Origin of the sequence: Rhodococcus sp. 14-2470-1a (assembly GCF_002259425.1) — a bacterium.
GTDB lineage: Bacteria > Actinomycetota > Actinomycetes > Mycobacteriales > Mycobacteriaceae > Rhodococcoides > Rhodococcoides fascians_E.
Map to the genome: position 1 here is coordinate 192,946 of NZ_NPFZ01000032.1, position 13,144 is coordinate 206,089.

The 13,144-nt window shown below is 64.9% G+C and carries 12 protein-coding genes; 6 read left to right on the plus strand and 6 right to left on the minus strand.

Going from position 1 to position 13,144, the window contains the following annotated elements:
- Positions 1-126: 126 nt before the first annotated feature.
- Positions 127-1,158 (plus strand): Gfo/Idh/MocA family oxidoreductase, encoded by a 1,032-nt coding sequence (locus tag CH292_RS21870; protein WP_094655737.1) that lies wholly within the window; start codon positions 127-129, stop codon positions 1,156-1,158.
- Positions 1,155-1,946 (plus strand): TIM barrel protein, encoded by a 792-nt coding sequence (locus CH292_RS21875; RefSeq protein ID WP_020113289.1) that lies wholly within the window; start codon positions 1,155-1,157, stop codon positions 1,944-1,946. Before CH292_RS21870 ends, CH292_RS21875 begins: the two co-directional genes overlap by 4 nt.
- 79 nt (positions 1,947-2,025) lie before the next feature.
- Here CH292_RS21875 and CH292_RS21880 read toward each other — a convergent pair whose 3' ends face one another.
- On the minus strand, positions 2,026-3,390 hold the full coding sequence (locus CH292_RS21880; protein ID WP_037139123.1) for an MFS transporter: 1,365 nt from the start codon (positions 3,388-3,390) through the stop codon (positions 2,026-2,028).
- A 180-nt stretch (positions 3,391-3,570) separates the two neighbouring features.
- Between CH292_RS21880 and CH292_RS21885 the strand changes: the two genes are divergently transcribed.
- Complete coding sequence (locus CH292_RS21885; protein ID WP_094655738.1) at positions 3,571-4,182, plus strand: GyrI-like domain-containing protein; 612 nt, start codon at positions 3,571-3,573, stop codon at positions 4,180-4,182.
- Here CH292_RS21885 and CH292_RS21890 read toward each other — a convergent pair.
- Positions 4,164-5,618: an MATE family efflux transporter gene (locus CH292_RS21890; protein ID WP_094655739.1), complete on the minus strand. Its 1,455-nt coding sequence runs from the start codon at positions 5,616-5,618 to the stop codon at positions 4,164-4,166. The genes CH292_RS21885 and CH292_RS21890 overlap by 19 nt on opposite strands.
- A gap of 146 nt (positions 5,619-5,764) precedes the next feature.
- The gene (locus CH292_RS21895; RefSeq protein ID WP_019667730.1) at positions 5,765-6,211 is read right to left on the minus strand and encodes a MarR family winged helix-turn-helix transcriptional regulator; all 447 of its coding nucleotides are present in this window, start codon (positions 6,209-6,211) and stop codon (positions 5,765-5,767) included.
- Between the two features lie 64 nt (positions 6,212-6,275).
- On the opposite strand from CH292_RS21895, the gene CH292_RS21900 reads away from it, so the two are divergent.
- A complete protein-coding gene (locus CH292_RS21900; protein WP_020113293.1) occupies positions 6,276-7,577 on the plus strand; it encodes an MFS transporter in 1,302 nt (433 codons plus the stop codon).
- Positions 7,578-7,631: 54 nt separating this feature from the next.
- Here CH292_RS21900 and CH292_RS21905 read toward each other — a convergent pair whose 3' ends face one another.
- Positions 7,632-8,585 (minus strand): hypothetical protein, encoded by a 954-nt coding sequence (locus CH292_RS21905; protein WP_094655740.1) that lies wholly within the window; start codon positions 8,583-8,585, stop codon positions 7,632-7,634.
- Positions 8,586-8,708: 123 nt separating this feature from the next.
- A complete protein-coding gene (locus CH292_RS21910; protein ID WP_020113295.1) occupies positions 8,709-9,740 on the minus strand; it encodes a LacI family DNA-binding transcriptional regulator in 1,032 nt (343 codons plus the stop codon).
- A gap of 212 nt (positions 9,741-9,952) precedes the next feature.
- On the opposite strand from CH292_RS21910, the gene CH292_RS21915 reads away from it, so the two are divergent.
- Positions 9,953-10,876, plus strand: a complete 924-nt coding sequence (locus CH292_RS21915; protein ID WP_019667726.1) for a sugar phosphate isomerase/epimerase — start codon at positions 9,953-9,955, stop codon at positions 10,874-10,876.
- 34 nt (positions 10,877-10,910) lie between these two features.
- On the plus strand, positions 10,911-11,936 hold the full coding sequence (locus CH292_RS21920) for a Gfo/Idh/MocA family protein (protein ID WP_037181215.1): 1,026 nt from the start codon (positions 10,911-10,913) through the stop codon (positions 11,934-11,936).
- A gap of 10 nt (positions 11,937-11,946) precedes the next feature.
- Here the strand turns inward: CH292_RS21920 and CH292_RS21925 are convergent, their stop codons facing one another.
- The gene (locus CH292_RS21925; protein ID WP_026348236.1) at positions 11,947-13,137 is read right to left on the minus strand and encodes an ROK family protein; all 1,191 of its coding nucleotides are present in this window, start codon (positions 13,135-13,137) and stop codon (positions 11,947-11,949) included.
- Between the last annotated feature and the right edge of the window lie 7 nt (positions 13,138-13,144).

Here is a 13,144-nt window from a genome sequence, read left to right on the forward strand (position 1 = left end):
CTGCCGGGAAGGTGGTAGCGCTTTAGAGCACTCTCGGACGCCACGTGGTTGACCGTCGACCGGTGTAGCCCTAGTCTGCACTGGAACGTACTACTAGTACGTACTAGTCGTCAGAACGGAATAACGATGTCCACGAAGAATTCAGTTCGACTGGCCCTGATCGGTGCCGGACGAATCGGCTCCAGCCACGCCGAACTCATCGCCCGCCACGTCCCCGGAGCCGAGCTCGTCGCCATTGCGGACCCGACGCCGAGCGGTGAACGGCTGGCCGATCTACTCGGCATCGACATCGCGGAGACATCCGCAGCGGCGATCCTCGCGCGCGCCGACGTCGACGCAGTTGTCATCACCACGCCGGCCAGGACGCATACAGAGCTCGTGGTCGCGGCCGCCGAAGCCGGCAAACACGTCTTCGTCGAGAAGCCGATGGCCATCACGCTGGCCGACGCCGATCGAGCGATCGCCGCTGCCGGCGCTGCGAACGTGGTGCTGCAGGTCGGGTTCAATCGCCGCTTCGCGGCCGGCTGGATCGCTGCTCGCGCCGCAATCGACTCCGGACGAGTCGGCACCCCTCAGCTTCTGAGGTCGGTGACCCGCGATCCAGGTCCATTCACAGCCGATCCGGCACGAATACCGCCCGGAACGATCTTCCTCGAGACACTCATCCACGATTTCGACGCACTGGCGTTCCTCAATCCGGGCGCGAGCCCCACGCGCGTGACCGCAATCGCCGATGCGCTGATCCGTCCCGACGCGAAAGCCGACGGCCACCTCGACACTGCCGTCGTCACCGTCGAATTCGACAACGGCGCAATTGCTGTTGCCGAGGCCAACTTCAGTGCGCTGTACGGGTACGACGTACGCGCCGAAGTGTTCGGATCGGGCGGCATGGTCACCGCAGGCAACGCACGGTCGAGCGACATGACCTACTACGGTCCGGGCGGAATCGGAGTCGACACTGCCCGTCGCGACACCGATCTGCTGCGCGACGCGTACCTGGGTGAGTTCGTCGCATTCGTGAATGCGATCCGTGAGGGAACCGATGCGCCGGTGACCGGTCAGGACGCGCGCACAGCACTGACCGTCGCACTCGCGGCCATGGAGAGCGCAGCCACCGCACGCTCCGTGGACATCGACGCAACCGGGTTCGACGCATGATCGGCGGGGTCGACCTTGCCGCGTGCGCGGAGATGCTCTATCTCGATCTGCCGATGCTCGAACGAGTTCGGCGCATATCCGACCGTGGCCTGCTGGTGGAAATTTGGGACTGGTCGAACAAGGACATCGATGCTCTCGCCTCGTCCGGGGCCGAATTCTCTTCCATGACAGGCTATCTCACCGGGAACCTGACCGAACCCGACGGTATCGCGGAGATACTCGCGTCCGCCGCGCGGTCCCTGGACGTTGCCGACCGTCTCGCATGCCCTCGGCTGAATCTGCACGGTACCGGCCTCGGCGAGGGCGGTCTGCCACTACGGCCCGTACAGGTGGTCACACCGACGATGTGGCTCACGGCTGCCGACACGTTGCGCACGCTCGCGGAGTTGGGGGAGAAGGCAGGCCGCACGTTCGTGCTCGAAAATCTCAACGTCGCCGTCGATCATCCCGGCACACCGTTCGCATCCGCCGCGGACACCCTGTCCCTGGTGCGCGCTGTCGACCATCCCCACCTTCGTCTGAATCTCGACCTCTACCACGCTCAGATCGGGGAGGGGAATCTGATCGAGTCGGTCACGGAAGCTCTGCCGTACATCGGTGAGATCCAAGTCGCGGACGTGCCCGGCAGGTGTGAGCCCGGTACCGGAGAGATCAACTACGCCGCAATTGCGTCCGCGCTGAAACGCATCGGCTACACCGGGGTCGTGGGGCTCGAGGCATGGGCGTCCGCAGACTCCGACGATGCTCTCGACGCGTTCGAGACAGCCTTTGCCGCAGCCAGGCGTTGACCTGGGACGACACAGACACGGACAAGGCCCGGGGACACCGTCGGTGGCGTCCCCGGGCAGTCGACCCGCTACGTGGGGGTCAGGTCATGTCCACAGCCTTCGTCTCTACGAGGGCCTTGGTGCAGGCGAGGCTGAGAACGGACAGCAGTGCAAGCATCACGCCGACGGCGATACTGCCGAACTGCGCGGTCAACGGGGCCGCAAGCAGAGGAGGAATCGCGCCACCCAGTACACCCGCCAGGTTGTACCCGAGTCCCGCTCCGGTGTACCTGAACCTGGTCTGAAACAGCTCGGGAAGCAGGGCGCCCGTGGGACCGTACGCAATACCGAAAATGGACAGAGTCACACACATCGCAAACACGTACGCACCGGGGTTGCCGGTATCGAGCAGCGGAAACAGGACGAGTGTCCACGGAATCGCCACCGAGCAGGACGCCATGATGACGCGGCGACGGCCGACACGGTCGGAGTACACCGCGGACAGCCCGATTGCGATGCCGAACACCACGGCCCCGAGGATTCCGGTCCACAGTACGAACGGCCGGTCGAATCCCAGAGTCTTGGTCCCGTAACTGGTCAGATATGCGGTGCCCATGTAGAAGAGGGAGAACAGCGATGCCAGTGCACCTGCGGCGAGCAGGACCTCGCGCTTCTGCACGTGCCACGCGTCGAGCACGGGGAGCTTCGTCGCGCGGGCCTGTACCTTCTCTTCCTCTGCCTGGTTCGCACGGAAGATCGGTGTCTCCTCGATCGCCAGCCTCATGTAGAGACCGATCAACACCAGCACCGCGCTGAGAAGGAACGGAATTCGCCAGCCGTAGTCGAGGAAGACCTCGTTGGTGTCACCGAACACCGCCCCGGTGATGAGGAACGTCCCACTCGAGAGAATGAACGCCGCCGACGGGCCGAGCTGCGGAAACATACCGTAGAAGCCACGTTTCTTCGCAGGCGCGTACTCGGCGGTCAACAGCGTTGCGCCCGCCCATTCACCACCCACTGCGAACCCCTGTCCGAACCGAAGAACGACCAGGATGATCGGCGCCGCAACACCGATCGTGGCAGCACCGGGCAGAAGTCCGATCACGAAGGTGGAGATTCCCATGAGGAGGAGCGTTGAGATCAACGTCTTCTTACGGCCGATCCGGTCACCGAAGTGGCCGAAGAGCACTGCGCCCGCCGGACGCGCGATGAAGGCGACCGCGAACGTCGCGAACGATGCGACCGTTCCTGCCGTCGAGCCGAGAGCAGGAAAGAACACCGTCGGAAAGACAAGTGCGGCGGCGGTTCCGTAGATGAAGAAGTCGTAGAACTCGATGGTCGTGCCGATGCCGCTCGCGACCGCGACCTTGCGAACACTCGTCGTCGGTACCGGATGCGGTGCGGACGACGGTGTCGCGTCGGGGGTTCGACGGGTGACCGCGTCGTCGGGTGTCAGTGATGTCATGTCTCTCCAGGAATCGGCGCCGAAAGGGTGGTCGGTTCAGGATCGAGACGTTATGTGACGCGCGCCATAGTCGACTACCCCCGCATGGGGGTATCCGGTCCACCGAGAAGATCGCACGCGAGGGACCCCTGGCGGTACGGTGATCCCCTGGCCACCTGAACGGCGCGAGGGGAGCAGGCGATGAAGGTCGACTTCAAGAAGACGATCCCGACCTACTCCGCGCGGCAGGGGCGCTTCGACGTCGTGGAGGTCCCGCCCCTGCAGTACATCGCGATCGACGGTTCCGGTGATCCCAACACCGCCCCGGAGTACCGAGAGGCGCTCCAAGCGTTGTTCCCCGTCGCCTACGCCATCAAATTCGCGAGCAAGAACGAGCTCGGGCGCGACTACGTCGTCATGCCGCTCGAAGCGCTCTGGTGGGCACCGAACATGAACTCCTTCACCACCGCCCGAGACAAGGTGCAGTGGAAGTGGACGGCGATGATCTTGATCCCCGACTGGATCGACGACGAAAAAGTTTCTGCCGCACAAGATTCCGTCGAGCGAACAGGTAACCCAGTGGGTCTTCGGCGAATCCGAACCATGACGCTGGACGAAGGCCGGTGCGTGCAGACACTGCACGTCGGCCCGTACGACGACGAGGCAGCAATCCTGGCGACGATGCACGACGACGTCATCCCACGAACCGGTGCGTCGATGACGGGGAAGCATCACGAGATATACCTGAGCGATGCACGACGGGTCGAACCGTCCAGGCTCAGAACGATTCTGCGTCAGCCCATCTCTCCCTGACCGGCACCGAGTACGGCGTCGGCCGGTTCGGCATCACCCTCGTCCAGGCCTCGTGCGATGGCGGTTCGCGAGGCGAGCCACAAAGCGACGCCCGCGACGAGCACGAGACCTTCACTGACGGTCAGCGCCCAGATGATGCCGTTCAGCCCGAACCAGAGGTTGCCGAGAACGACGATGGGGACGAACGCAAGACCCTGCGTCATCGACATGATCGTCGCCGGAAGTACGCGACCGGTTGCCTGGAACAGTGTAGTGACCAGTCCCGCGGCACCGTTGAAGATCATCGACACCAACTGAGCCGTGATCACGACACCGCCGAGGGCGAGCAGCGAGGTGTCTGCGACGAACGCTGCGAACACCTGCTCGCGGAACACGAACGCCGCAGCGGAGAAGACCAGCGCGATGACGCCGACGGCCACACCGGCACCCCGCACCGATGCATACAGTCGCCGCGCATCACCCTTGCCGTAGGCGTAGGCGAGCAGCGGCAGGCAACCGAGCGTGACACCCATGATGAGAAATTCAGGCACCTGCGCAATGCGTACCGCTACACCCATGGCCGCGAGCGGTCCGTCACCGTACGCAGCGGCGAGGTTGTTCAGAACCAACGAGGTGACCACCAGGAAACCTGCCTGAGTCAGCTCACCGACGCCGATTCCGAACACCGGCCCGGTGATCGACCGCGTCAGCCTCACATGCCTCGGCGCGAGGCTGACGTGTTCACTGTGCCGTGACAGCCACGTCACGAAGTACACGGCGGTGACAACGTTCGCGAGGCCGACCGACAGTGCCGCACCGGCGACACCGAAGTGCAGTACGAGAATGAACAGTACGTCGAACACCACGTTCGCGACGGTCGACAGGATCAGACCGGTCATCACCTGCCGCGTCGCGCCCTCTGCTCGCACCAGCTGCTCGAGGCAGAAGGACGTCGTCAGCACCGGAACGAACACCAGCAGCACCACCACGAACGCCGTCGTGGCATGGACCTCGTTGCTCTGCGCGCCGAGCATCGCAACGAGTGGATCGACGAAAACGACTCCGGCGGCACCGATCACGCCACCCACCGCGGCAGCTCCCCACACCGAGAACGAGGCCACGTGCTTGATCTCTCCGGCCTTCGACGGATCGGCCTCGGACCCTCCGAGCAGCCGTGAGATCAACGCGCTACCGCCGGTGCCGAACACTCCGCCCACGGCCATCACGATTCCCAGAACCGGTGAACCGAGGGTGACGGCAGCGAGGAGTGTGGCGTCGTGGAGCGAACCGATGAACCCTGCGTTGACCACGTTGTAGACCGCGGTCACGATCAGCGCGGCGGCCATCGGAATACACAAGTGCACGAGCGCACGAAAAATCGGTGCGGACGACAGATACCACCGGTTCGAACCTTCGGTCTCGGTGACGTTCTCGGTAGAGGCGGTGGAGGTATTCATGGCAACTCCTCGTGTGCAGCGGTGGGATCCGGGCATGGTTGGGATCCGGGCATGGGTGCGAAAGCCCTGTCCGACAACGCGGTACGCGGGCACGGTCGGTCGACGCATCGGCGTCGTCGATGCGTCGGAGGTGGGGGCGAGGTCGGTCAGTCGCGGGACGGGGGCGCGAGCTCTGCGGTGACCTTGCTCAGAAGCGTGTGCAGAGTGGTTCGTTCGTCGTCGTCGAGCGGCCCGAGGAGCTTGTCCTCGATCGCCCTCATCGCGTCGTCGAATCCGGCGATCAGTGCGCTGCCGGATTCTGTGGCGTAGACCCGTTTGATGCGTTCGTTCGTCGGATCGGGACGCCGCTCGATCAACCCTCGTGCCTCGAGTCCCTGCAGAAGACTCGACACACTGGCGGGCGTGGTCCGTGTCATGTTCGCGATGTCCCGCTGGATCGCCCCGGGCGACCTGGTCAGGTAACCGAGGACGAAACTTTGCTGGTGACCGAGGTCGCGTTCACGAATCCAGTCGAGGCCGGCCTGCTGCTGAGCCCATCCGATCCACCTCAGTAGGTCGAGAGTGCTGGTGAGATTGACGTCAGGTCCGGTCATAGTTAGAAATCTAACCGTTAGAGTTCAAACTGTCAACGGCGTGCTCGATCCCTGCCTCACTCCGATGTCTGACACGATGTCGGTCATGACGTTCGCGTTGCGGGGGACTTCGTTCACGGTCGGCACTCTCACGCTGCTCACCGCGCTCTATTTCGCCCAGGGTCTTCCCTACGGATTCTTCACCACTGCGCTGCCGGTCGTCCTGCGTGAGTCCGGATACTCCCTCGTCAAGATCAGCGCGACCGGGTTCCTGTTCCTGCCCTGGGCACTGAAGTTCCTGTGGGCACCGTACGTGGATCGCTACGGCACCCGGCGACGGTGGTTGCTCGGCCTGCAACTGGGCGCAGCTGCCGTGGCCCTGGGAATGGCCTTCCTCGAACTGTCCACGAGCCTGCGCTGGCTGTTCGTCGGAATCTTCCTCGTCAACGTTCTGTCCGCGACTCAGGACATCGTCACCGACGGCCTCGCCGTCCGACTCCTCGGTGTCCGACAACGCGGCGTGGGCAACGGAATTCAAGTCGGTGCATACCGGATCGGAATGATCTGCGGGGGAGGTTTGCTGCTGTGGCTCTTCTCGCTCGCCGGATGGCGCGCGCTGTTCGTCACGATGTCCGTGCTGCTGATCGCCACGACGATTCCGGTCCTGTTCGCCCGTCGACCACTGGCCGAAGCCGACGTGGACACCACCGACGAATCCGAAGCGGGCCCGCTCGTGCGGGCTTCGCTCCTGACCATCGGATGGTTGGCCAGGCTGCGACGCCCGGGGATGGTGGCGTTCATCGGGCTCGTCGCGCTGTTCAAGTTCGGTAACTCGATGGGCTCGGCGCTCGTCGGCCCCTTCATGTCCGACAGCGGCCTGACTCTCGCCCAGATCGCGTTCGTCGACGGGGGACTGTCCTCGGTGGCGGCGCTCGGCGGCGCTGCACTCGGCGCGTGGCTGTCTGTGCGCTACGGACGACGGCGGTCACTGCTCGTCGGTGGTGTCACTCAAACCGCAAGTCTGGCACTCTATGTGGTCGCATCGTTGGGCGTCGGCGGATTTCCACTCCTCGTCACTGCGAGCGTGGCAGAGCACGTACTCGGAGGCGCAGCGACCGTCGCGATCTTCGCACTGATGATGGATGCAGCCGACAAGCGTTTCGCAGGAGCCGACTACACACTGGTCGCATGTGCGGTGGTGTTCTCGCAGGGTGCTGCAGGGCTCGCTGCCGGCGTGGTCGGCGACGCATTCGGGTTCACGGCAGTCTTCGGCGTTGCACTGATTCTGTCCGGAATCGGATGCCTGGTCCTTCTCGTCGCGCTCGACCGAGGCATCGGGCCCAGCGGGCTGAAGGAGACCTTTCCGCCGCGTGTCACGCGCGCGTGAGCGCAGGGCCCGACAACGGCCCGGCCCCAACAGAAGTGGGGCCGGACCGCAGTATCAGTCGACGGCGATGATGGAACCGGCGATCGCGGCCAGTCTCGTCTGCGTCGCGGAGACCACACCGTGGCGGTTCTTGTGTGCTTCCTCGAACGCGAGAATCGTCCGAAGCTCCTTCGGATCACTCGAGTCCTTGATCGCTGCCACGGCTTCCGCGACGTTCAAGGATTCGTAGTCGTCGATCGGTAGCTCGTCGGCGTCCAGAACGCCTGCGGCGGAACGTGCAGAGTGGATGGCGTCGGCGACGCCGTCGACACCTTCCTCGCGCACGACGTCCTCCGCAGCCTCCAATGCCGCGTCGCGGCTCGCCGACAGCGTTCGAGCGGCGATGTCGCCCGCATGCGCGCCGCGGCCCAACAGCTCGGACAAACGATTCGGTGTGGATCGGGCGACATCCAGTGCGCGGTCGATGCCCCGAGCAGACCACGTCGCGGGCGCGTTCACGATCTTAACGGCCCCACCGGCAGCCGCTTGAAGCGGTGTCCTGCGCAGGGCGACGGGGCCTCCGAGTGCTTCCTCGGCGAGAACTGTCTCCAGCCACTCGACCGTGGCCGAGTGCGCACGAACGAGACGGTCTGCCAGTTGGACGACGCTCCGCTCGGAATCCGCCGTCGCAAGCGCCTTGATGTACTTGGAGCGACTGACCAGCTGGTGTTCCAGAGCGAGGTCGCCCAGAAGCGCCTCGTCGAACGGCTGGGCCTGCTCGGCGAGCGTCTTGAACAATGCAAGCGTCCGACCCACGAGAGGCCCGACGATGTCGGGAAGCCCGCCGAGATCACGCAACTCCGACTCGATGGCGGCCGCACGTTCGCGCCCGTTCGCGGCGTTCTGTGTGAGTTCGGTACGGACGGCATCCGTGCGGGCCTGCGCCACACGGGTTTCCGCGACCTGAATTTCGGTGTTGGTCAGCTGAAGTAGGGCTCGCAGCTGCGCGAGCAGGGTGGGTGTAGCCATCGTGCGCTCCTGTTGGTCGAGTGGGTGGTTCCGATCGGTGCCAACTGTCGTGCCAGGCACTGTGTCGTCGGGTAGCCCACGCACGACCACGGCAAACCGTGGAGCGGATGTGTGACCAAGCTCTCAGGCGCCGCGATAGTCGGCGGTACCGTCGGATCCCTCGCTCCTGGGCGGACCCGTCGTCGATCGAACGACCAGCTCGGGTTCGATGACGCACTCGAAGCCTTCGGTCCGATCGTCGTCCAGCCGGGTGACGGTGAACTCGAGTGCCCTCCTGGCCAATTCCTCGCCGTCCTGGCGCACCGTGGTCAGGTCGATACGCGCCAGCCGCGACAACGGCGAATCGTCGTAGCCGACGATGGACACGTCGCCCGGAATGGACACCCCCGCCCGGGTGAGTTCGTCCATGATGCCCAGCGCCGATCGGTCGTTGCCTGCCATGACCGCCGTCGGAAGCTGTGCCTCGGACAGAAACGATCGCGCAGCAGCGGCGCCTGCTTCTTCGTCGTGCGCACCGCCCACGACGCGGGCGAACGTATCGAGTCCGTGCCTTCGCATGGACGCGACGTAGGCGCGTCTGCGCGCATCCGACACAGCGTGATCACCGCCGTCGACATGGACGATGCGAGAGTGCCCCAGTTCGACGAGATGATCGACCGACGCACGGATGCCTCTGCTGTCCGCAGAACGAACCGTGTTGACCGGGGGAGAATCGGGCCCACGGGCAGGAATCTTGCGGCCCACGATCGTCAGGACGGCTCTGGCCGCGACGGACCGCAGGTACTCGGAATCGGAGAGCGGATTGAACAGAATCAGCCCCTCGCACCGGTGGCTGAGCAAGGCCTCGATCGCTTTGCGTTCGTCGCGAGTCGGGCCGCTGGCCGACAACAACACGTCGTATCCGGCGGTTTCGGCGGCGTCGTAGACGGTCCCGAGCATCTCGGCCTGGAACGTCTGCTTCACGTCGGTCAACACTCCGAGAGTGCGGCTCCGGCCACGAGCGAGCAATTGTGCCGCCCGATCCGGTTGATAACTGAGCTCGTCGGCCGCGGCGAGGACTCGGTCGCGTGTCTCCTGGGAAGCACCCGGTTTGTCGCTGAAGATCAGCGACACAAGTGTCCGCGACACACCCGCACGCTCGGCGACATCGGCCATCGTCGGACGTCGATGCGGCGTTGATTCCGGCGATGGATGCACGGTGTCCCCCTGGAAAGTGACCGCGTACGAAGCGGCGTTCAGAATGTCTTGACAATCACACAGTGGATCATCATAGTAAACGACTGAAGCGCGTCAGTAACGCGCGTCAGATCCAGCTCTTCCTCGGAAGCGCGTCGAGGCGCGCACCGAGACTTCTCGAAAGGACAACCATGAGCGTGATCCGCGTTGGATCTGCACCGGATTCGTGGGGCGTGTGGTTCCCGGAAGACCCGCAGCAGACGCCGTACACCCGATTCCTCGACGAGGTTTCGGCATCCGGTTACGAGTGGATCGAGCTCGGTCCTTTCGGATACCTGCCCACCGACCCCAAGCAGCTTTCCGACGAGTTGGCGGCACACAACCTCAAGCTCTCGGCGGGAACCGTGTTCGAACACCTGCACCAGGACGACTCCTGGGATGCGGTCTGGACCCAGATCGAGGACGTCGCCAAGCTGACCGCTGCGGTCGGTGGCAAACACGTCGTCGTCATCCCAGAGATGTGGCGTGACCCGGGCACGGGCGCCGTTCTCGAGGACCGCAACCTCACCGCAGACCAGTGGCGCAAGAAGACCGAGGGAATGAACGAGCTCGGCAAGCGCATGTTCGAGCAGTACGGCGTCAAGGCGCAGTACCACCCGCATGCCGACAGCCACGTCGACACCGAGGAGAACGTCTACCGATTCCTCGACGGAACGTCGAGCGAGTTCGTGAACCTGTGCCTCGACACCGGCCACATCAGCTACTGCGGCGGCGACAACATCGCCATCATCGAGCGCGCTCCCGAGCGCATCGGATACCTCCACCTCAAGCAGGTCAACGTCGAGGTCCGGGCCAAGGTCGAAGCCGAGGATCTTCCGTTCGGTGAGGCGTGCAAGCTCGGCGCGATGACCGAGCCGCCGCTGGGAATCCCGGACATGCCGCCGCTGCTCGGAACCATCGAGCGCCTTGCCGACGAGGGCAAGCTGACCGCGGACATCTTCGCAATCGTCGAGCAGGACATGTACCCGTGCGCTCCCGATGTGCCGCTGCCCATCGCGCAGAGGACCCAGAAGTACCTGAGCTCCTGCGGAATTCCCTCCGTCACCTTCAAGTAACGCGCCCGCCGCACCCTGACGAAAGAGATCTTCAATGTCGAACGAACTCCGCATCGCCGTACTCGGTGTCGGAATGATGGGCGCCGACCACGTCGGAAGAATCACCAACAAGATCGCCGGCGCGCGTGTGGCCGTGGTCAACGATTACTTCACCGAGAAGGCCGAGGAACTGGCAGCCACGATCCCTGGTGCTCGTGCCGTGGCCGACCCGTTCGAAGCCATTGCCGACCCCGAGGTGGACGCCGTCCTGCTCGCGACGCCGGGACCCACCCACGAGAAGCAGCTCCTCGCATGCCTCGAGCACGGCAAGCCGGTCCTCTGCGAGAAGCCGCTGACCACCGAGGTCGAAACCTCACTCGCCGTCGTGAAAGCCGAAGCAGCCCTGGGTAAGACCCTCATCCAGGTCGGCTTCATGCGTCGATTCGACAACGAGTACGCAGAGCTGAAAGCGCTCATCGACTCCGGTGACATCGGCCGCCCGCTCGTCGTTCACTGCGCGCACCGCAACCCCGCCGTGCCGCCGAACTTCGACAGCGCGATGATCGTCAAGGACTCACTGGTGCACGAGGTCGACGTCACCCGCTTCCTCCTCGACGAGGAGATCACGTCGGTCCAGATCATCAAGCCGTCGGCGAACGCGAATGCACCCGAAGGCCTACAGGATCCGCAGATCGCCATCTTCGCGACCGAGTCCGGACGCCACGTCGACGCCGAGGTGTTCGTCACCACCGGCGTTGCGTACGAGGTTCGCACCGAGGTCGTCGCAGAACTGGGCAGCGCGCAGATCGGCCTCGACGTCGGCCTCGTGCGCAAGACGAAGCCCGGCAACTGGGGTGGCACGATCACTCCGTCGTTCAAGGAGCGTTTCGGACAGGCGTACGACACCGAGATCCAGCGGTGGGTCAACGCCGTCAAGGCAGGCGCCGAGACCGGCAACTACATCGACGGACCCGGCGCATGGGACGGCTACGCGGCTGCAGCCGTCTGTGCAGCAGGCGTGAAGTCGCTCGAGTCCGGTGAGCGTGTCGCCGTCGACATGGTCGACCGCTCCAGCATCTGACACACCCGCTTCACCCGAGTCCGAGGGTGGACCACTCCGCGAGGGAGATATCCGTCGTGATGTGGTCCACTCCTCGGTGCACGGCCCCGTACAGCGGGCCGTCGTCGCCGTGTACCCCGTCGAGAACCTCGGGGGGAGCGGCTTTTCTGAAGGACATGAGGCCCTCGACGTACGCGCGGCGAAAACTGTCCTGCGCTGCGCCTCGAAGGGCAGGAGCGAGGCCGCCGAGCGTGACGACCTCCGGGTCGTGCAAGTTCACCAAGCCGGCGATCCCGCGCCCGAGGGACTCGGCGACCCAGTCGAACGCAGGGGCGAGTCCGCTGTCTCCGGCGTCCAGCTTCGCCACGAGGTCGCGGGCGTAGCCAACCGGATCCGCCGGGGGAGCGTCGCCGATCGACGACGCCAGTGCGCGCCCGTCGATCGACAGATCCCAGCAACCCCGCGCGCCGCACGGGCACTGCACGGCAGGGTCTCCGAACGGTATGTGGCCGTACTCGCCCGCCGCGCCGCGGGCACCGGTGGTCGGCGTGCCGTCGACGACGAGCGTCCCGCCGATTCCGACGGCGATGATCAGATGCAGAGCCGTCGACGCTCCTCTGGCCGCACCTGTTCTCGCCTCTGCCAACCCGGCCAACGTTGCATCGTTCCCGACAAGGAACGCCACATCCGACGGAAGCCCCGCCGTCATCGGTGTGAGGTCTGCATCCGTCCAGCCCCGCGGCGTGAACTGAACGAGTGTGTTGTCACTGACCGTGCCTGCCACGGAAAGGGATACCGCGCGGACCCTGCCGTCGGATTCGAGGTGGATGCGCTCGATCTCCTCGGCCATACCCGCCAGCACCTCGTCGGGATCCGGCCGCGAGCGAGGAGCGCGCGACACGATGACCGGATCTCCGAAGATGTCGGAGACAGCCAGCCGCCAATCGCTCGAGCGGAGTTCCGCAGCAAGTACCAGCGGACCTTGGGGGTGCGGTCCGAGGACCGTCGTCGGACGACCGCGGCCGCGTGTCTTCGCCGGTGTTTCGTCGAGGATGCGCGCATGCTTCAGTCGGGCGACGAGCTCGGTTGCCCCTCCGCTCCCGATGCCCAGACGCTGAGCAGCTTCGACCCTGGTGATGCCGGGGTTCGCGCGTACGACGGCCGTCAACTGGGCCGCGCCGAGCCATCGAGCGCGCGCAGACGTATCGGAAGTAGTTGCCATCGCGGAT